Origin of the sequence: Longimicrobium sp., assembly GCA_036389135.1 — a bacterium.
Taxonomy (GTDB): domain Bacteria; phylum Gemmatimonadota; class Gemmatimonadetes; order Longimicrobiales; family Longimicrobiaceae; genus Longimicrobium.
Genome location: DASVQP010000037.1, coordinates 1 through 20,070, shown reverse-complemented (window position 1 = coordinate 20,070; position 20,070 = coordinate 1). Strand labels below are relative to the sequence as shown.

The window sequence follows — 20,070 nt, the reverse complement described above, 5'->3', positions numbered from 1 at the left end:
TGTGTTCCCCCGTCTCGGACTCTTCACACCGAAACCCTGCAGCCGCTCAAGCGCTGGCCGCGATGCGCCTCGGTGTATTCCTGCGTCCGACACGCTCGGTTGAGCACCGGACGAGACACCGTTGTTCAACGCGCTCCACCCGTGGCGCCAAGGTGCGGATCTCCTTGCGACACCAGGAGATCCGCTTTCTGCGCCCCGTTGCACTCCTGACTTCCGCTGCATTACCTTCGAAACCGAACGGAGTGGACATGCCTCGGGACTTGGAGGGAGCGCATGAGGAACTGGAATCTCGCGGACGCAGCGGTGACGTTCGCCCAGGTGGTGGAACACGCGCTCACCGGCGGGCCGCAGCGCGTGGTGAGCCGCAGGCGAAGCGCGGTGGTGGTGCTAACCGAGACGGAGTACCAGCGGCTCGTTCAACGGATGCCTGCTCACTCGGTTCGCGGGTTCGGTGGGAAAGAACTCATCGAGATCATGCAGAATTCGCCGATCGCGGCGGCTATCCGGGACGGCGACCTACCCGAAGATTGGCTGGAACGATCACGGGAAGCGTCGCGCAACTGCGAATGCTGCGTCAGGCGGACGGAGAGCGCCCGCAACGTGGATGCTGCGGACTGAACCCTCGTGCGCTACCTCCTCGACACGAACGTGCTGTCCGAGTTGAATCGGCCGCATCCTGACCCGCGCGTAACCGGATGGGTTCTGCGCCAATCCCCTGGTGACCTTGTGGTCAGCACGATCAGCGTGGGCGAGATAGAGAAAGGTATCTATTTGCTGGCCATCGGCAGGAAGCGCGCGACCCTGGCCCGGTGGCTGGAAGAATGGGTGCTCGAAAAGTTCGGCGACCGCGCGATTCCGGTGGACATCGCGGTCTCCAGAACATGGGGGCGAGTCTTGGCCGAGAGCGAGCGGTCAGGTCGTGTGCTGGCGATACCCGACGCGTTGCTGCTCGCGACCGCGGCGTTTTACGAGCTGGTGCTCGTCACGCGCAACGAACGTCACTTCCGTGAGCGCGGCGTCGACATCCTGAACCCCTGGAAACGGTGACATGTGCCGGTGAGCTTACAGCCGCGGGGGCAACCACCATCACCCGGACCAGGTTTCGCGCATGGACGCGAGTCTGATTTGAACCGAGGAGGCTACATGATGGATTTTTGGAAATCAGAAGACGCGGAGAAGCGGTTCGGCGAAGTGATGCACCGCGCTCTCGCCAACGCTCCGCAGACGGTTCTTGGACCGGATCGCACGGCGGTCGTGGTCATCAGCGAGGCGGATCATTACCGCCTGGTGCTGGCCCACCAACGGTTGCTCGCGCTGGGGGAAACCCCGCCGGTACCCCGCCAGCTGCGGGAGGGCGAGCAGAGCGCGTGGGATCATCTGCAGAATCTGCCGCCCCACGAGGTGTACGAAGATGGAGAGTTGCCTGGAGATTACTTCGAGCGGATGAGGGAGGAGGACCGCCACCGGGGCTGCTGTGCGTGCGGAAAAGAAAAGGACCTCTCCGCAAACGCGGCCGGCTAAAACCGATGCGCTACCTTCTCGACACCAACGTGGTCTCCGACAGCACCAAGCCGCGTCCGGATCCCGCGCGTAGCCCAGTGGATCAATGAACTTCCCCCGGAGTACCTCGCACTCAGCACGATTACATTGGGCGAGATTCAGAAAGGGGCCTCGAAACTGGAACCCGGTGCAAAGCGCACTTACCTGATTCGCTGGCTGGAAGAGATCCCAGCAGAATACAAAGAACGAGTGCTCCCGGTGACGTGCCGGTTGCCAGGGCCTGGGGACGAATCGCCGACCGAGCACGCCGCGCGGGTCGCGAGCTGAGCGTTCCGGATGGGATTCTGGTTGCCACCGCGGTCATTCACGAAATAGTGCTCGTCACCCGAAACGAGCGTCACTTCCGCGACCGTGGTATCCAGATCCTGAATCTCTGGAACCGGCGGTGAATGCAAGTCGCCCCGGCAGCCATACGGCCGCCGGGGCGTTGTAAATGATCAGGATACGGTCAGAACGCCTTGATCTCCTGGATCGCCTTGAGCACGTCCTCGGGCTCGGGGAGGATGGCGCGCTCGACCTGCGGGGCGTAGGCCACCCAGGTGTCCAGCGAAGCCACGCGCTTCACCGGCGCGTCCAGCCAGGGGAAGAGCTCGTCCGCCACGCGCGCCGCGACCTCGGCGCCGATCCCCCACGAGAGCGAGTCCTCGTGCGCGATCACCAGGCGGTTGGTCTTCTTCACCGACGCGGCCACCGCCTCCATGTCCAGCGGGCTCACCGTGCGCATGTCGATGACCTCGGTGGAGATCCCGAATTGGTCCTCGGCCTGCTTGGCGGCCACGACGGAGCGCTGCACCAGCGCGCCCCAGGCGATCACCGTCACGTCCGTCCCCTCGCGCACCGTGCGGGCCTTGCCGAACGGGATCATGAAGTTGGGGCCGGGATACTTCCCCTTGTTGTACACCTGGCGGTACAGGTGCTTGTGCTCCAGGAAGAGGACCGGGTCCTCGCACCTGATCGCCGTGCGCAGGAGCCCCGCGGCGTCGATGGCGTTGGACGGGAGGACGACGCGAATGCCGGGGCAGTGCGCGAAGATCGACTCGCCCGTCTGCGAGTGGTAGATGGAGCCGCCCTTGAGGTAGCCGCCGTAGGTGGTGCGGATGACCATCGGCGAGGCGAAGGCGTTGTTGGAGCGGTAGCGCATGGTGGCCACCTCGCCGCGGATCTGCATCATCGCCGGCCAGATGTAGTCGAAGAACTGGATCTCGACCACCGGCTTCATCCCGCGTACCGCCATCCCCACCGCGCGGCCGATGATGTTGGCCTCGGCGAGAGGCGAGTTGAAGACGCGCGTGCCGCCGAACTCGCGCTGGAGCCCCGCGGTGACCTTGAAGACGCCGCCCTTCCCCTTGACGTCGTTGATCATCTCCTCGCGCGAGACGTCGGCCACGTCCTCGCCGAAGACGACGATGCGCGGGTCGCGCCGCATCTCGTCCTTGAGGGTGGCGTTGATCAGGTCGACCATCGTCGTCTCGCCGCCGGTGAAGCGCGGGTCGTCTTCGGTGTCGAACTGCTCGGCCGTGGGGTCCACGTCGGGCGAGAAGAGGTACAGCATGGCCGTGGAGGGCGCCGGCTGCGGCGAGGCGAGCGCCTCGTCGGTGGCGCGCTGCACCTCGTCGTTGATCTCGGCGTCGATGCGGGCGAGCTCGTCCTGCGTGGCCAGGCCGCCGTCCACCAGCAGCTTGGCGGCGCGCACCAGCGGGTCGCGCTTGGCCTCCTCGTTCCGCATCACCTCCGTCTTGTAGAACCGCTCGTCGTCGGACAGCGAGTGGCTGTACGGGCGGATCACCTTGGCGTGCACCAGCGCCGGGCCCTGACGCGTGCGGGCGTACTCCACCGCGCGCCCCATGGCGGCGTACGAGTCCACCAGGTCCGTGCCGTCGCAGTTGATGACGAGGAGGTCCGGGAACGACTCCACCAGCCGGGAGATGCTGCCGCCCGCCGTGTTCACCTCCACCGGGACGGAGATGGCGAATTCGTTGTCCTCGACGATGTAGACGACGGGGAGCTTGAGGTTGGAGGCCGTGTTGAGGCTCTCCCAGAACTCGCCCTCGGAGGTGGTGCCGTCGCCGGTGGTGACGAAGACGACCTCGTCCTCCTTTGCGCCCGTGGTCTCCACCAGCGGCTCACCCAGCTTGCGGGCGCGCATCGCCGCCTCGGCTGTACCCACGGCCTGCAGGAATTGCGTGCCGGTGGGCGACGAGGTGGAGACGATGTTGAGCGCCTTGTGCCCCCAGTGCGACGGCATCTGCCGCCCGCCGGAGGAGGGGTCCGCCTCGGCGCCGACGGCCTGGAGGAGGTGGTCGAGCGCGGTCATCCCCAGGCCGAGCGAGAAGGCGCGGTCGCGGTAGTAGAAGTAGAACCAGTCGTAGCCCGGGCGGGAATGGGCGGCGGCGGCCACCTGGATCGCCTCGTGCCCCGCGCCGGAGATCTGGAAGAAGATCTTGTTCTGCCCCTTGAGCTGGATCTCCTTGTCGTCGAGACGACGGGAGAGCAGCATAGTGCGGTAGAAGCCGAGCAGCGTGTCGCGATCGAGCGCGGCTTCCTCGGTGCGGGGCTTCTTCTTGGTCGTGGTCGCCATCGGTTGCAGGCGTTCCTTTTTGGGTCGTTGCGCGCCGGCGCCGGAGGGGCACGCGCCGCGTCCGGCCGCGGAGGCGGACCGGGGGCAAAGAACATATTCGAGAAGCACATCCGGGGCCAGGGGAGGGGACGGCGGGATGGGGGATGGGGGATGGGGGATGGGGGATGGGGGATGGGGAATGGGGAATGGGGAATGGGGAATGGGGAATCGCAGGGGACAGGGGACAGGGACAGGGACAGGGGGACAGGGGACAGGGGACAGCCGGCGGACGAGCGGGTCGAGGTGGGGAGAGGGCGGGCGTGATGAATCACGCCCCTACGGAGCGTAGCATGAGCACAGGCGGTGTGCACCCTTCCCCCCGCTTGCGGGGGAGAGGGCCGGGGAGAGGGGGTGGTCGCGTGCACGGGCGCCTGCCGAAGCACGGCGTCCGTCCATTCCCCATTCCCCATTTCCCCATTCCCCGCCGTTCCGTCCCCTGCGCGGGAACGGGCGTCCACGCGCGGGGACAAGGGACGGGGGCGGCGGGTGGTGCGATCGGGCGTAAGGCGTTATCGTAAAATCACTTGGATTTATGGCGGCGGCGGGAACGCGGATTGCTCGATGAACAGTGCAGCTTCCCGCCCAACCGGAGATACACTCAGATGCGTACCACCCTCCTCGCGGCGTTCGCCCTCCTTGCCTTCGGAGCCTCCGAAGGCGCGGCATCCGTCGCGGACACCAGCCGGGCCGTTCAGAGCTTCGACCGCTCGACCGCGGAAGACCTTGGCCCGCTCCAGCCGCCCGCCCTGATGCAGGCCGGCGCGTCGTACCAATCCGGCGACCGCCGCCAGGAACAGTACGGGCGCTATGACCAGGACTACCGTCCCGGCGTTCGCGTCTGGATGGACGGCAACCGCGACGTCTACCGCGTCGGCGACCGGTCGCGCGTGCTCGTGCGCACCGACCGCGACGCGTACGTGGCGGTGCTCCACATCGACACCGACGGGAACGTCGAGGTGCTCTACCCGAGCCAGCCCGGCGACGATGGGTACCTACGCGGCGGGCGCGCGTACAGCGTAAGGCCGCGCGGCAGCCAGTACGTTTCCATGCGCGGCGGGTACGGAATCGGCTACATCTTCGCCGTGGCGTCCAATGAGCCGCTGGACGAGCGCGTGCTGCGCGACCTGCACTACCGCCGCGTCGGGAGCTGGGACCCCAACTACAACGTCTACGGCGACCCGTTCCGCGCGATGGACCGCTACGAGCGGATGCTGGTGGGCGACTGGGGCTACGGCGAGCACGACAGCGACTACTACACGTATCACGTGGGCCGCCGCTACACGCACCCGCGCTACGCCTGCTACGACAGCTACGGCTCGTGGTACGCCAGCCGCAGCGTGTACTACGACAGCTGCGACCGAGTGCGCGTTTTGCTCGTGCAGGTGCCGTACTATTATGATACGCGCTACTACCGCGGCGACCGGCGCGTGTACTACGCCCGCGGCGGCAACGGGTACTACGGCAACAACGGCTACTACGGCAACGGGTACTACGACGACCGGTACCGCCGCACGCAGCCCACGCACGGGTACAAGGAGCGCACCGAGGTGCGCGACGAGAGCCGCGGCTACTCGCGTCGCCCGGCGCCGCCCGCCTCCCGCGGAGCGGGTTCGTACACGCAGCGCGAAGGCGAGCCGGCGCAGCAGCAGGAGCCGCGGGTAGTGCGGCCGGAGCGCCAGCGCCCAACCTTTGAGCGCCGCTCGCCGGAGCCGTCGCCGTCCGGCGAGAGCCGGCGCCCGGAGCCCCGCTCGGAGCCGCGGACCGAGACGCGCCGCGAACCCCCGCCTGAGCGGCGCACCGAGACGCGCCGCGAGGCGCCCCCGGCGCGGCAGCCCAGCAGCGACAACGCTCCTTCGCGTCCGTCGGCCCCCCGGGTCCGGCCTCCGACGGAGTAGGCAGGCGGGCCCGGTGAGGCCCGCCACATCCCTCACCAGGCCCGGCAGATGAATCGAAGCCCGTCCGCAGTCCTTTCCGCCGCGCTGGCGCTCGTCGCCAGCGCGGCGCTGGCCGTTCCGCACGCCACCGCGCAGGGTTCGGCCGCTCCGCCTTTGTTGGCGGGGACGTTGTCGCTCCAGGAGGCCGCGGCCACCATCACCCCGGCCGACGTGTACTCGCGCATCGAGTTTCTGGCGTCGGACTTCCTGCGCGGGCGCAACACGCCCAGCCCGGAGCTGGAGATCGCGGCGTCGTACCTCGTCAACCAGCACCGGCTGTTCGGGCTGCAGCCGGGGGGCGAGAGCGGCTCGTATTACCAGTGGTACCCGTACCCCATGCGCCGCCTGAGCGCCGCCGGGGCGCGAATGGAGATCGCCGGGCGCGGCGCGCCGCAGACGCTGCAGTACGGGCGCGACTTCTTCGCGCTGGGCGGCACCCAGCAGCCCATCGCATCCGCGGCGATGGTGTACGCCGGCCGCGGCGCCGACGACGCGCTGGCCGCGGGCTCCATGACCGGCCGCGTGGTGGTGGTCTCGCTGCCGGGCATTTCCAACCGCGACTGGCGCCGCGAGCGCACCCGCCAGCGCGCCGCCGCCCAGCGGGCCGGCGCCGCCGCGATCGTGCACGTGCTGGATGCGAGCTGGACGGCGGACAGCATCGCCAAGTACGCCGCGCCCGCCACGCGCGGTGGGCGCACGCTGGGCGGCGAGATCGCGTATCCGCAGTTCATGATGACGCACGAGGCCGCCACCCGCATGTTCGCGGGCGCCGGGACGCCGCTGGCGACGCTGGCCACGCGCGGGGCCGCCGCGAGATTCCGCCCGGCGCCGCTGGCGGGGGTCATGGCCACTCTGGCGCTTCCGCAGGAGGAGCTGGACCGCGGGCGCGCGCCCAACGTCATCGCCATCGTGCCGGGGAGCGACCCGGTGCTGCGCAACGAGTACGTGGTGATCTCGGCGCACATGGACCACGTGGGCGTGGGGCAGCCGGTGAACGGGGACTCCATCTACAACGGCGCGGATGACGACGCTTCGGGGACCACGGCGCTGCTGGAGGTGGCGCAGGCGCTCTCGATGATGCGCGACCGGCCTAAGCGCTCCATCGCCTTCGTGCACGTGAGCGGCGAGGAGAAGGGGCTGCTGGGGTCGGAGTGGTTCTCGGAGCATCCCACGATCCCGCTCGCGCAGATCGTGGCGAACGTGAACGTGGACATGATCGGACGCAACAACCCGGACAGCGTGGTGGTGATCGGCAAGGACTACTCGTCGCTGGGGGCGCTCGCCGACCGCGTCCAGGCCGCGCACCCGGAGCTGCACCTGACGCTTTCGGATGACCTGTGGCCGGAGGAGCAGTTCTTCTTCCGCTCGGACCACTACAATTTCGCCCGCAAGGAGATCCCGTCGATCTTCTTCTTCAGCGGCGTGCACGCGGACTACCACCGCCCGTCGGACCACGTCGAGAAGATCGACACGGACAAGGCCGCGCGCATCTCGCGGATGGTGCTGTACCTGGCCACCGAGATCGCCAACGCCGCCGATCGCCCGCGCTGGGATCCCAAGGGGCTGGAGGCGGTGCGCGCGATGACGCGGTAGGGTTGGCGGGGTGGGACAAACAAGGGGGAGAGGCCGATGCGCCTCTCCCCTTTTATATGCGCGGGTGGCGGTTCGGGGGCGGGCACGGGCAGCCACGTGGGGCGGCCCGTACGCGTGTTGGTGCGGAGGGCGCGGGGGTCGCGGTGGGGCCAAGGGTGGGCAGACACGCAGGGCTACCCCTACCGGTATTGGTGTGAAGGGCGGCGCTCGAGGTGGGGGCCAGGGCGGGCGCGATGAATCGCGCCCCTACGGGATCTGTGCGAAAAGATGGAATCTGCGCAAACGCCCCTCCCCCAGGTTGTTTTGGGGGAGGGGCCGCGAGGTGACGAGCGGGGGAGGGGGCCCGCGGCCCGCGCCCTCAGTTCATCCGGCTGTTCGTCTGGCCGCCGAAGCCGAAGGTGAAGAGCCAGCCGCTCTGGCCGGAGTTGCCCTCGGAGCTGCCGGTGAGGCGCGCGGCGCCGAGGTGGAGCGGGCCCAGCGACAGGCCGCCGCCCAGCATCGTGCCGCTGTCCAGGTCGGTGGAGAGGCCGGCGCGAAGGGTGACGATGGGGATCTTGTGCTGCACTCCGATGCCGAGGGAGCGGTCCCAGGGGCCGCCGAGGCGGCTTTCGGAGAGCTCGCCCTGGTACCCGGCGGCCACCGTGGTGCCGATGCGCGGCTCCCAGGCGGCGCCCAGGCGCAGGACGGGGGCGAGCGTGGTGCCGACGTCCAGGTCGTCGGCCAGGCCCCTGGCGCGGGCGGCGAGCACGGGGTCCGCTTCGGAGAGCGGGCGGGCGCTGGCGGCGTAGTCGTTCCGGAGCTGGTCCGGATCGCCGGTGCGGTAGTTCTCGCGGCTGAGGACGATCGAGCGGATCTCCGGATCGCCCTTCCACTCCAGCGTGTTGACGACGTTGGCGACCGCCGCGCTCAGCGTGAGCGACGGGGACGGCTGGATGGCGGCGCCCAGGTCGAGGCCGAAGCCGTTCGCGCCCTCGCGCCCCACGCCGGCGTAGGTGACGCGGATGTCGGGGGCGGTGACGGAGAGGACCGTGTCGATGCCCACCGCGCCGGAGCGCACCATGCGGTTGCCGCGCAGGTAGTGGCCGGTGACGCCCAGGCTCACCGGGCCCACGCGGTGCGCGTAGCCGGCCGCGAAGTCCAGGTACGACGCGCGGAAGCCCTGCGACTGGCTGAGGATGGCGTCGTCGTCGTAGGCGTTGACGCCCAGGAGACGCGACTGCTGCACGCCGTTCAGCACCAGGTCCACCACGTCGCGGGAGACGCCGTGGCGCCCCGTGAGGTTGTACGACACGCCGAAGAGGGCGCGGCGAAACGACATCGAGAAGACGGGGACGCGGATGTCGACCTCCGCGGCGGTGCCCTCGTCAGGGATGCGGCCCAGGATGTCGGCGCGCCGATCGTCGTCGAGCTCGTCGAAGGCGCGCAGGTCGTTGAGGTCGCCGAAGGTGAGGCCGTTGATCGTGGCGCCGAGGGTTACCTGCGGCGCGGCGGCCGAAGCGTGCGGGTTGCCCGGGAGCGCGAGGTTCGCCGGGTTCTGGAAGAGGGCTTCCTGGCCGCGCGCCACGGCCACGTACGCGCCGCCCATCCCCAGGGCGCGCGGGGTGGTGGCGAGCTGGGCCGAAAGGGGGGACGCCAGCGCGGCGGCGGCTGCGCAGGATGCCATCAAACGGGTAAAATGCATGTGTCTGCTCGTGCGGAGTTGGGTTTACGGCAGGGTTGAGAGCGCGAAAGGGCAAGATCGGCGCCCGGGCCGGAACACTGTCACACGGAGGTGCGCCCTTTCTATCGCCCCCCGGATTGGGTAGCTTGTACGCGATCTCATCCTACGACAAACGCTTACCATGACGGGACCTGCATCGTGCTGATAGAGCACATTCGCAACTTCTGCATCGTTGCCCATATCGACCACGGAAAGTCCACCCTGGCCGACCGGCTGCTGGAAACGACGCGGACGCTCCAGCAGCGCGAGATGAAGGCCCAGGTGCTCGACTCGATGGACCTCGAGCGCGAGCGCGGGATCACCATCAAGCTGAACGCCGTGCGCATGCTGTACGGCGCAAAGGACGGCCGGCAGTACCAGCTGAACCTCATCGACACCCCCGGGCACGTCGACTTCACCTACGAGGTGTCGCGCTCGCTGGCCGCCTGCGAGGGCGCCATCCTGGTGGTGGACGCGTCGCAGGGCATCCAGGCGCAGACGCTCTCCAACCTCTTCCTGGCGATGGACGCGGGGCTGGAGATCATCCCCGTGCTCAACAAGATCGACCTGCCGGGGGCAGAGCCGGAGCGCCGCCGCGACGAGATCGTGGAGCTGCTGGGCGTCGATCCGGAGGAGGTGATCTTCGCCTCCGCCAAGGCCGGGATCGGCATCGACCTGATCCTGGAGTCGGTCGTGCGCAACGTGCCGCCGCCCACGGGCGACCCGCACGCGCCGCCGCGCGCCCTGATCTTCGACTCGTACTACGACAAGTACCTGGGCGCCGTGCCCAGCGTGCGCGTGGTGGACGGGACCTTTCGCAAGGGGATGCGGATCGGCTTCGGCGCCAACGAGAACGAGTATCCCATCGACGAGGTGGGGTACCTGCAGCTCGGGCGGCAACCGCTGCAGGAGCTGGGGCCGGGCGAGGTGGGATACATCATCGCCGGCATCAAGCGCGTGGCCGACACGCGCTCGGGCGACACCATCTACGACGCGGACAACCGGGCGGGCGAGGGGATTCCCGGCTTCCAGGAGGTGAAGCCGATGGTGTTCGCGGGGATCTACCCCACGGAGACCGAGCAGTACGAGGAGCTGCGCGACGCGCTCGCCAAGCTGCAGCTCAACGACGCCTCGCTCACCTACGAGCCGGAGACGTCGCTGGCGCTGGGCTTCGGCTTCCGCTGCGGCTTCCTGGGGCTCCTGCACATGGAGATCATCCAGGAGCGGCTGGAGCGCGAGTTCGACCTGGACATCATCACCACCGTGCCCAACGTGAAGTACCACGTGGTGATGACGGACGAGGAGGACCGCTGGGTGGAGAGCCCCTCCGCGCTCCCCGATCCCACCAAGATCGCGCGCATCGAGGAGCCGTACGTCACCGCGCGCATCCTGGTGCCCGCGGACTACATTGGCGGGGTGCAGAGGCTGGCGCACGAGCGGCGCGCGGACTTCCGCGGGATGAGCTACCCCGATCCGCAGCGCGTTGAGCTGACGTACGACCTGCCGCTGGGCGAGATCGTGCTGGACTTCTACGACAAGCTGAAGTCGGCCACGCGCGGCTACGCGTCGTTCGACTACGACTTCTCCGAATACCGCGCCAACCCGCTGGTCAAGCTGGACATGCTGATCAACGGCGAGCCGGTGGACGCGTTCAGCGTCATCATCCACCGCGACAAGAGCCAGGAGTATGGGCGCAACATCGCGGAGAAGCTCAAGGAGCTGATCCCGCGGCAGATGTTCGAGGTGGCGATCCAGGCGGCGATCGGCAACAAGGTCATCGCCCGCGAGAGCATCTCGGCCATGCGAAAGAACGTGACCGCCAAGTGCTACGGCGGCGACATCTCCCGCAAGCGCAAGCTCCTGGAGAAGCAGAAGGCGGGCAAGAAGCGGATGAAGCAGGTGGGGACGGTGGAGATCCCGCAGGAGGCTTTCCTGGCCGTGCTGCGGGTTGGGGAATGAGGGAGTACGTGAGTGCGGAAGTGCGTGAGTGCGTCCCGGCGCGGTGGCGATGAGGCTGCCGATCGTGGGCGGGCGGCTGCGGGGGCGCTGGTGGCTCCCCGCCAGCCGCGGGAAGATCCTGCGCATCCTGGGCGGCAGCTACGAGCCGGAGCAGACGCGGCTGTTCGAGGAGCACGTCCGCCCCGGCGCCACGGTGCTGGACGTGGGCGCGCACGTGGGCTATTACACCGTGCTCTCGGCCGTGCTGGCGGGTGAGCGGGGCGCGGTGTGGGCCTTTGAGCCGAACCCCACCAACGCCACCTTCCTGCGCCGCCATGCCGAGATCAACCAACTCGCGAACGTGCGCGTGACCGAGGCCGCGGTGTCAGACGCGAACGGCACCGCGCGCTTTGGCTTCGGAAGCGGGAGCGGGACGGGGCACCTCTCGGCGGACGGGACGGTGGAGGTGCGGACGGTGCGCCTGGACGACTTCTGCGCGGAGCATGGGATCGCGCCGTCCGCGGTCAAGATCGACGTGGAGGGGGCGGAGGGAGCCGTGCTGGAGGGCGCCCGCGACACGCTGGCCCGGCACCGCCCCGTCCTCTTTCTCTCCACGCACGGGGCGGAGGTGCACCGCGCCTGCCTGGCGTTCCTGGAGGGCGCGGGGTACGCCTGCCGGCCCATTCTGGGCGACGACGTGCGGACGACGAGCGAGCTGCTCTGCACTCCGGCGGCGCGGTAAGGGCGGCGATGCGCCTGTCGGTGATCGTCTCCACCTACAACAAGCCGCACTTCCTGGAGCGCGTCCTCTGGGGATACGCCGTTCAGACCGATCGCGACTTTGAGCTGGTGGTGGCGGACGACGGGTCCGGCCCGGAAACCGCGGAGCTCATCCGCCGCGTGCGCGCCGAGTCGAAGATGGACATCGTGCACGTGTGGCACGATGACCGCGGCTTTCGGAAGACGGAGATCCTGAACCGCGCCATCGTGGCCTCCCGCGGCGACTACCTCCTCTTCACCGACGGCGACTGCATTCCGCGCCGCGACGTGGTGGAGGTGCACCGTGCGCTGGCGCGGCCGGGGCGCTACCTCGCAGGCGGCTACCTCAAGCTCCCGGCGGACGTCAGCGAGCGGATCGGCGTGGAGGACGTGACCTCGGGGCGGGTATCCGAGCTGCGCTGGCTGTGGGCGCAGGGGTGGAGACCGGGGCGCCGCGCGCTGCGCCTGGTGCGCTCGCCGAAGCTGGCGGCGCTGTTCGACCGGATCACCCCCACCGCGGCGCACTTCCACGGGAACAACGCCTCCACCTGGCGCGACGCGATCTTGCGGGTGAACGGCTTCGAAGGGAAGATGGGGTACGGCGGGCTGGACCGGGCGCTGGGGTACCGCCTGGAGAACGCGGGTGTGCGGGGGGTGCAGATCCGCCACCGCGCCGTCGCGCTGCACCTGCACCACGACCGTCCTTACCGGCGCCCCGAGGTGGTGAGCGCCAACCGCGCGATCCTCGACGCCATCACGCGCGAGCGGCTGGTGCGCGCGGAGCAGGGAATCGCCGAGCTGGCTCCGGATCCTACGTTGCGCGTGCTGCGCTGAACCGTTCATCAGGACACGCATGACAGCGGACAAGGCCGAGAAGCGCTGGATCGTGGGGGTGGACCTGGGCGGCACCAACGTCGTCGTGGGGCTGGTGCCCATCGAGGGGGGCGAGGTGCTGGGGCTGCGCACGCTCCCCACCGAGTCCAACCGCGGGGCCAAGTTCGTGGTGGACCGCATCGTCCACATGGTGAACGACGCCATAGCGGAGGTGGCCGAGGCGCACGGCACCACGCGCGCGGCCGTGGCGGGAGTGGGGATCGGCTCGCCCGGCCCCCTCAACCGCAAGACGGGCACGGTGATCAACACGCCGAATCTGGGGTGGCGCAACTTCCCGCTGCGCGACCTGATCTCCAACGCCGTCAAGCTCCCCTGCTCGCTGGACAACGACGCCAACTGCGCCACCTACGGCGAGTGGTGGCTGGGCGCCGGGCGCGGCACGCAGTCGCTCGTCGGCTTCACGCTAGGGACGGGGATCGGCGGCGGGATCGTGCTGAACGGGGAGATCTACCACGGGTGCAGCGACGTGGCCGGCGAGATCGGCCACATGACCATCGACAGCAACGGCCGCAAGTGCAAGTGCGGCAACTACGGCTGCCTGGAGCAGTACGCCAGCGGCCCCGCCATCGCGCTGCGCGCCATGGAGGGGATCGAGGCCGGCGCCGAGTCGATGCTGGAGGAGATGGTCGACGGCAGGCTGGACGAGATCACCGCCGCCACGGTGTACGAGGCCGCCGTCCTGGGCGACCCGTACGCTACCGAGGTGATGAAGGACACGGCGCGGTTCCTGGGTTCGGGCGTCGCGAGCATCATCAACATCCTGAACCCGCAGATGGTGGTGATCGCGGGCGGCGTGACGCGCGCGGGCGACCACCTCTTCGTCCCGCTGATCGCCGAGGTGCGCCGCCGCGCCTTCCGCTCCGCGCAGGAGTGCTGCCGCATCGTCCCCGCCGAGCTGCCGGGGACGGCGGGGGTGGTGGGGGCGGCCGGGGTGTTCAAGAAGGAGAACTACGGGGCGATGTGAGGGCGGGCATCGCGGGCCCCCTCCCCGCTCGTTCCTCGCTGCCCCTCCCCCAAAACAACCTGGGGGAGGGGCGCACGCACGCATCTCCTTGCATGGCAACGTCCCGTGCCATCACCCGCGCCGGACTCCGCTCATCCGCGCCGGTCCCACGTCCCCTCTCCCACGGCTGATCACCCGTGACCCTGCGACTCGGCGTTCTCGGCACGTTCGTGTGGGACCGCATCTGGACGCTGGAGGACCAGGCGGCGGGGCGGCCGTTCGAGAGCTGGGGCGGGCTGGCGTACTCGCTGGCCGCCGCGGCCGCCGCACGTCCGCACGGGTGGGAGATCGTGGCGGTGGCGCGCGTGGGGGCGGACCTGGTGGACGAGGCCCGCGCCTTCGCCGCCGCGCTGCCGGGGGTGGACGCGGAGTCGGCGCTGGTGGCGGCGCCGGAGCCGAACAACCGCGTGGAGCTGCGCTACACCGACGACGCGCGCCGCGGCGAGCGGCTGACCGGCGGCGTGGATGCGTGGACCTGGGAGGAGCTGGCGCCGCGCGTGGCCGGCCTGGATGCGCTGTACGTCAACTACTTCTCGGGCTTCGAGATCGGCTTGGAGGCGACGGAGCGGCTGCGCGCGGAGTTCGCCGGACCGCTGTATGCCGACCTGCACTCGCTCTTTCTGGGCTGCCCCGGCGCGGGGACGCGCGTGATGCGCCGCCTGCCGGAGTGGGAGCGCTGGGCCGCCTCGTACGACGCGGTGCAGCTCAACGACGACGAGCTGCGGATGCTCGCCCCCGCCGCCGTATCAGCGGACGATGCGGCGGCGACACTGATGGGCGCGGGCCCGCGCGTTGTGGCCGTCACGCACGGCGCGGAGGGGGCGACGATCCTGCGCGGCACCGAAGTCCCCGCCGATCCGCGCCGCTGGCCGCAGTCGCGCGGCGAGGCGGCCGGCCGGCCGGCAGCGAGCCGCTACCCGAGCCGCCCCTGCGCGGGCGACCCCACCGGATGCGGCGACGTTTGGGGGGCGACGTTCTTCACCTCGCTCGCGGGCGGGCTGGGGTGGGACGAGGCCGCCGGGGCCGCGCACGCCGCCGCGATGCGCAAGATGGGCGTGCGCGGAGCGAGCGGGCTTTACGAGCACCTCGCAGGAAGCTGAGGCGAACGCATGCTCTACATGATCGTCGAGAACTTCCGTGGGGGCGACGCGGTGCCGGTGTACCGCCGTTTCGCGGAGCAGGGACGACTCGCGCCAGAGGGGCTGCGATACGTGGCGAGCTGGGTGCAGAACGACCTCGCGCGCTGCTTCCAGGTGATGGAGTGCGACGACCGCGCCCTCCTGGACGAGTGGATCTCGCGCTGGGAGGACCTGGTGGAGTTCGAGGTGTGGCCGGTGATGACGTCGGACGAGGCGCGGGCCGCCGTCGCTCCCCGGCTGTAGCCGGCCACACCATTCCCCATTCCCCATTCCCCATTCCCCCGCAGTTCCCCACCCGCTTCCCTTCCACCCCGCCGCGGCGCGTGGTATCTTGCCCGCATGCCGAACGCCCTGAAGCCCCGCCCGTGACCCGCGTGCTCGAAGTTCCGCCGACGCTGGACTCCGACGCCTTCGACCGCCTGGTGGAAGGCGCGGAAGGCGCGGGCGAAGAGCGCCTGCTGGTGGACGCACGCCACGTCCGCTTCGCCGATCCGTACGGGATGGTGGGGCTGCTGGCGGTCGGCGAGCACTACGGCACCCCGGAGCAGCGCCCGATCCTTCACCTCCCCACCGCGCCCGAGGTCACCGGGTACCTGGCGCGCATGGGGTTCCTCTCGGCCGCCGAGCACGTCTTCGAACTGCACAACGTGCCCAAGGGGCGGCGCGAGGGGCCGTCGGTGCTCCTCCCGATTACCGTCATCGACACGCACGAGGACGTCCACGGCGTCATCGACGTGCTGAACGAGGGGCGCATCTCGTCGCTCCTCAGCGAGCAGCTCGGCTACTCGCGGGCGGACGCCATCGGCTTCAGCATGCTCCTCTCGGAGGTGTCGCAGAACATCATCGAGCACGCGGACGCACCGGGCTGGGTCTCCATCCAGACGTACGACTGGAGCCGGCGCAGGTTGGGGCGGCGGGTGGCGGTGATCGCGGTGATGGACCTGGGGATCGGCTTCCAGGGGTCGCTGCAGCGCGAGCACTCCGCCCGCTTCGGCGAGCGCTGGGGCGACGCGACGGCGCTGGAGGCGGCGTTCATCCACGGCGTCACCCGCTTCCGCGATCCGGGGCGCGGGCAGGGGCTCAAGCAGATCCGCAAAAAGGTGGGGCGCTGGGGAGGGAAGATCGCCATCCGCAGCGGCACCGCCCGCATCGCCGACGTGCCGGAGTGGGACGACGGGGTGCCGATGGAAAAGGACCTGGCGCCCTTTCCCGGCGCGCAGATCCTGATCGTACTGCCGGCCAAGGACCCCGCGGCCCCGGCCTCCGAAGCGCCGCGCGCGCGCCCCGGCCTGCGCGCGCGCCCCTGAGAACACACCTCCTACACAGGCAACCATGAAGACCGCGACCTTTGAGACGAACAAGGGCACCTTCACCGCTGAGCTCTACGACAAGGACGCGCCCGGCACGGTGGAGAACTTCGAGAAGCTGATCCGCGACGGCTACTACGACGGCATCGTGTTCCACCGCGTGATCCCCGATTTCGTGGTGCAGGGCGGCGACCCCATCACCAAGGGCCCCAAGGGCCTCAACGAGCGCGGCGTGGGGAGCGGCGGCCCCGGCTACACCATCAAGGACGAGCTGGTGGGGAACCCGCGCAAGCACGAGCTGGGCGCGCTCTCCATGGCGCACGCCGGGGCCAACACGGGCGGGAGCCAGTTCTTCATCGTGCTGAGCGAGGCCAACACGCGCCACCTGAACGGGGTGCACACCGTGTTCGGCAAGGTGACGCAGGGGATGGACGTGGTGAACCAGATCCGCGCCGGCGACCGGATGGAGCGCGTCACCGTCGCCGACGACGCGCAGGCTTGAGGGTGGGGCCGCAGGCTCTCCGCATGCAGCCGCACCCCTTTGCGCCGCGCCGCTCGGTGACGTCGCTCTTCAGCAACCTGGTGACCCGGCCCACCGGCCGGGCCATCCGCACGGGCGTGGAGAGCCAGCTCGCGGAGATGGAGGTGGGGCCGTCGCTCTGCCTCTCGATCCTCGACTTCTCGCAGGTCCGCATCCTGGACTACTCCTGCGCGGACGAGATCGTGGCCAAGCTCCTCCTCCGCTTCCTGGGGGAGGAGCGTCCGGCCGAGGCGTACTTCGTGGTGCGCGGCGTCCAGGAGCACCACGTGGAGGCGATCGAGGCCGTCCTCGAGCGCCACGACCTTCTGTTGGTCGCTGAGGACGACGCCGGCTACGTGCACCTCCTGGGCGGCGCCAACCCGGTGCACCGCGTGACCTGGGACGCCCTCGCCCGCCGCGGCCGCGCCACCGCCGGCGAGCTGGTGGAGGAGACCGGCCTGGCCGAGGAGGCCATCGCCGCCACCTTTACCGGCTTCGCGCTTCAGCGGGTGATCGTGCGGCACCCGGATGGAACTGTGTCGCCGCTGTCGGCGCTGCTGGAGGAGGAGGGGTGAGGGCGCAGGCCTCCTCCCCGCTCGTTCCTCGCTGCCCCTCCCCCCAAACAACCTGGGGGAGGGGCGTACGCATGCACTGGTGCGCGGTGGCAGGGGTCAGCGCGAGGGAAAGCACGGGCGGCCACGTGGGGCGGCCCCTACCCGCGCATGTGCTCGCCTGGACGGGCGCACTAACGCACTCACGCACTAACGCACTCCCATGACCGGTCCATCCACCCGCGCCGTGCACGCCGGCGAGCCGCCGGCCGAAGAAGGGGCGCCGGTGGTGAACCCCATCGTCCCGAGCACCACGTTCTACGGCGATCCGTCGTCGGGCGGGGAGGTGCTGTACACCCGGTATGTGAACGGGCCCAACCACCTGGCGCTCGCGGAGCGGCTCGCGGCGCTGGACGGCGGCGATGACGCGATCCCGCTGGCGAGCGGGATGGCGGCGATGGCGTGCGCCCTCCTCTCCTGCCTCCAGTCCGGCGATCACGTGGTCGCGACGCACGCCATCTACGGCGGGACGCGCGTGCTGCTGGAACGCGAGCTGTCGCGCCTGGGCATCGCCACGACGTTCGTGGACCTCACGCAGGCGGGATGGGAGCGCGCCTTCCGCCCCGAGACCCGCGTCGTGCTGGGGGAGTCGCCCTCCAATCCGCTCCTGCGCGTCCTCGACCTGCGCGCCATCAGCGACGCGGCCCACGAGCGCGGCGCGGCGGTCATCGTGGATGCCACCTTTGCGTCGCCCATCAACCTGCGCCCGCTGGAGCACGGGGTGGACCTGGTGATGCACAGCGCCACCAAGTACCTGGGCGGGCACAGCGACGTCACCGCCGGCGTGCTGGTGGGCTCCGATGCGCGCATCGCGGCGGTTCGGGATCGCGCACGGGTTTGGGGTCCGCTGCTCGATCCGCACGCCTGCTGGCTCCTGGAGCGCGGCATTAAGACGCTCGCCCTGCGCATGGAGCGCCACAATTCCAACGGGATGACCATCGCGCGCTGGGCCGAGGCCGAGCCCGGGATCGCCCGCGTCCACTATCCCGGCCTCGCCTCACACCCCGACCACGACCTCGCGGCGCGGGTGCTGGACGGCTTTGGCGGGATGCTGGGGATCGAGGTGGAGGGCGGGGGAGAGGCGGCGACCCGATTCGTGCGCGCGCTGCGGCTCGCCAAATTGGCCCCTTCTCTGGGCGGCGTGGAGACGCTGGTCTCCGAGCCGCGCCACACATCGCACGCGGCGATGACCCCGGACGACCGCGCCGCCAACGGGATCCGCGACGGCTTCGTGCGCGTGTCGCTCGGCATCGAGGACCCGGAGGATCTGATCGCCGACTTCGCGCAGGCGCTTCAGGCGGCGGGCGCGGTGGCTGCCACCGCTTGAGACGCTGCGGAGGTTACAGGCAAAATCAGGAACGCGCCGTGCGGCTGTGGGTATGCCGCGCGGCGCGTTCCCTGAACTTCAAGACCGAAAAGCGATGAGCATCCAGCTGGACGAGTACGACATAGCGGTGATCGGCGCGGGGCCGTGCGGGCTCGCGGTGGGGGTGGCGGCGCGGCAGGCTGGGCTGAGCTGCGTGCACTTCGACCGCGGGGCGATCACGCAGGCGATGCTGGACCATCCTACCTACGTCACCTACTTCAGCGGGCCGGAGAAGCTGGAGATCGGCGGAATCCCCTTCACCACCGCGGGCGACAAGCCGTCGCGACGCGAGGCGCTGCGCTACTACCGCAAGGTGGCGGAGTTCTACCGGCTGGACGTGCGCCAGTACGAGGACGTCCTCGACGTGACGCGTGACGGCGGCGGATTCGTGCTGCGCACCGTTGGACGCGGCGGCGAGCACCTCCACCGTGCGCGCAACGTGGTGGTCGCGACCGGCTACTACGACAACCCGCGCCTCCTGGAGATCCCCGGCGCCGATCTCCCCAAGGTGAAGTACTACTTCGACGAGCCCTACCCGTACTGGAACCAGGACGTGGTGGTGGTCGGCGGCGGCAACTCGTCCTCCGATGCGGCGCTGCTCTGCTGGCGCGAGGGGGCGCGCGTCACACTGGTGCACATCTTCGACGGGATCGACCGGGGCGTGAAGCCGTGGGTGCGCCCCGACATCGAGAACCGGATCATCGAGGGATCGATCCCCGCCCTCTGGCGCCATCGCCTGGCCGAGATCCGCCCGGACGCCGTCGTCGCCGAGAGCCTGGAGACGGGCGAGCGCACCACGCTCGCGAACGACTGGGTGCTCGCGATGACCGGCTACGAGCCCGACCCGCGCCTCCTGCGCACCCTCGGCGTCACCATTGACGCGCTCACGGGCATCCCCGTGCACGACCCCGCCACCATGGAGACGGACGTCCCCGGCGTGTTCGTGGCCGGCGTGGTGGTGAGCGGGCACGACTCCAACAAGATCTTCATCGAGAACGGCAAGCTGCACGGCCCGCTGATCGCGGCGGCGGTGGGTGCCCCCTCCCCCCGACCCCCTCCCCCGCCTGCGGGGGCGCAGGGCGGGTGAGGGGGAGAACTGCAGTCCGGGCTGCACAGATCTCGTAGGGGCG

At 69.8% G+C, this 20,070-nt stretch carries 18 protein-coding genes; 16 read left to right on the top strand and 2 right to left on the bottom strand.

What is annotated here, in order from left to right:
* The first annotated feature begins 273 nt into the window (after positions 1-273).
* The 3 genes from VF584_08640 to VF584_08630 all read left to right on the top strand — a co-directional run bounded on the left by VF584_08640 (position 274) and on the right by VF584_08630 (position 1,521).
* A complete protein-coding gene (locus VF584_08640) occupies positions 274-618 on the top strand; it encodes a hypothetical protein (GenBank protein ID HEX8210242.1) in 345 nt (114 codons plus the stop codon).
* Positions 619-624: 6 nt separating this feature from the next.
* A complete protein-coding gene (locus VF584_08635) occupies positions 625-1,047 on the top strand; it encodes a type II toxin-antitoxin system VapC family toxin (GenBank protein HEX8210241.1) in 423 nt (140 codons plus the stop codon).
* A 96-nt stretch (positions 1,048-1,143) separates the two neighbouring features.
* Positions 1,144-1,521 carry a hypothetical protein gene (locus tag VF584_08630; GenBank protein HEX8210240.1) on the top strand — a complete coding sequence of 126 codons (378 nt, stop codon included), beginning with the start codon at positions 1,144-1,146 and terminating at the stop codon, positions 1,519-1,521.
* 487 nt (positions 1,522-2,008) lie between these two features.
* Here VF584_08630 and VF584_08625 read toward each other — a convergent pair whose 3' ends face one another.
* Positions 2,009-4,138, bottom strand: coding sequence for a thiamine pyrophosphate-dependent enzyme (locus VF584_08625; protein HEX8210239.1), 2,130 nt, complete (start codon positions 4,136-4,138; stop codon positions 2,009-2,011).
* A 641-nt stretch (positions 4,139-4,779) separates the two neighbouring features.
* Between VF584_08625 and VF584_08620 the strand changes: the two genes are divergently transcribed.
* Together VF584_08620 and VF584_08615 are read left to right on the top strand one after the other, a co-directional pair.
* Positions 4,780-6,072, top strand: a complete 1,293-nt coding sequence (locus tag VF584_08620) for a DUF4384 domain-containing protein (GenBank protein HEX8210238.1) — start codon at positions 4,780-4,782, stop codon at positions 6,070-6,072.
* 48 nt (positions 6,073-6,120) lie between these two features.
* Positions 6,121-7,704 carry a M20/M25/M40 family metallo-hydrolase gene (locus VF584_08615; protein HEX8210237.1) on the top strand — a complete coding sequence of 528 codons (1,584 nt, stop codon included), beginning with the start codon at positions 6,121-6,123 and terminating at the stop codon, positions 7,702-7,704.
* Positions 7,705-8,062: 358 nt separating this feature from the next.
* Here the strand turns inward: VF584_08615 and VF584_08610 are convergent, their stop codons facing one another.
* On the bottom strand, positions 8,063-9,385 hold the full coding sequence (locus VF584_08610) for a hypothetical protein (GenBank protein HEX8210236.1): 1,323 nt from the start codon (positions 9,383-9,385) through the stop codon (positions 8,063-8,065).
* Positions 9,386-9,562: 177 nt separating this feature from the next.
* Here VF584_08610 and lepA point away from each other — a divergent pair, with 177 nt between their 5' ends.
* The 11 genes from lepA (at position 9,563) to VF584_08555 (ending at position 20,027) form a co-directional block, all read left to right on the top strand.
* On the top strand, positions 9,563-11,362 hold the full coding sequence (lepA, locus tag VF584_08605) for a translation elongation factor 4 (protein ID HEX8210235.1): 1,800 nt from the start codon (positions 9,563-9,565) through the stop codon (positions 11,360-11,362).
* A 49-nt stretch (positions 11,363-11,411) separates the two neighbouring features.
* On the top strand, positions 11,412-12,083 hold the full coding sequence (locus tag VF584_08600) for an FkbM family methyltransferase (protein ID HEX8210234.1): 672 nt from the start codon (positions 11,412-11,414) through the stop codon (positions 12,081-12,083).
* A gap of 8 nt (positions 12,084-12,091) precedes the next feature.
* On the top strand, positions 12,092-12,934 hold the full coding sequence (locus VF584_08595; GenBank protein ID HEX8210233.1) for a glycosyltransferase: 843 nt from the start codon (positions 12,092-12,094) through the stop codon (positions 12,932-12,934).
* A gap of 19 nt (positions 12,935-12,953) precedes the next feature.
* Positions 12,954-13,958, top strand: a complete 1,005-nt coding sequence (locus VF584_08590; GenBank protein HEX8210232.1) for an ROK family protein — start codon at positions 12,954-12,956, stop codon at positions 13,956-13,958.
* Positions 13,959-14,134: 176 nt separating this feature from the next.
* Entirely contained in the window at positions 14,135-15,097 is a 963-nt protein-coding gene (locus tag VF584_08585) for a carbohydrate kinase family protein (protein HEX8210231.1), read from the top strand.
* A 9-nt stretch (positions 15,098-15,106) separates the two neighbouring features.
* On the top strand, positions 15,107-15,379 hold the full coding sequence (locus tag VF584_08580; GenBank protein ID HEX8210230.1) for a DUF3303 family protein: 273 nt from the start codon (positions 15,107-15,109) through the stop codon (positions 15,377-15,379).
* 122 nt (positions 15,380-15,501) lie between these two features.
* On the top strand, positions 15,502-16,443 hold the full coding sequence (locus VF584_08575; GenBank protein HEX8210229.1) for an ATP-binding protein: 942 nt from the start codon (positions 15,502-15,504) through the stop codon (positions 16,441-16,443).
* Between the two features lie 25 nt (positions 16,444-16,468).
* A complete protein-coding gene (locus tag VF584_08570; GenBank protein HEX8210228.1) occupies positions 16,469-16,945 on the top strand; it encodes a peptidylprolyl isomerase in 477 nt (158 codons plus the stop codon).
* A gap of 23 nt (positions 16,946-16,968) precedes the next feature.
* Positions 16,969-17,538 carry a hypothetical protein gene (locus VF584_08565; protein ID HEX8210227.1) on the top strand — a complete coding sequence of 190 codons (570 nt, stop codon included), beginning with the start codon at positions 16,969-16,971 and terminating at the stop codon, positions 17,536-17,538.
* 199 nt (positions 17,539-17,737) lie between these two features.
* Positions 17,738-18,901 (top strand): PLP-dependent aspartate aminotransferase family protein, encoded by a 1,164-nt coding sequence (locus VF584_08560; GenBank protein ID HEX8210226.1) that lies wholly within the window; start codon positions 17,738-17,740, stop codon positions 18,899-18,901.
* A 94-nt stretch (positions 18,902-18,995) separates the two neighbouring features.
* Complete coding sequence (locus tag VF584_08555; protein HEX8210225.1) at positions 18,996-20,027, top strand: YpdA family putative bacillithiol disulfide reductase; 1,032 nt, start codon at positions 18,996-18,998, stop codon at positions 20,025-20,027.
* Positions 20,028-20,070 lie beyond the last annotated feature (43 nt).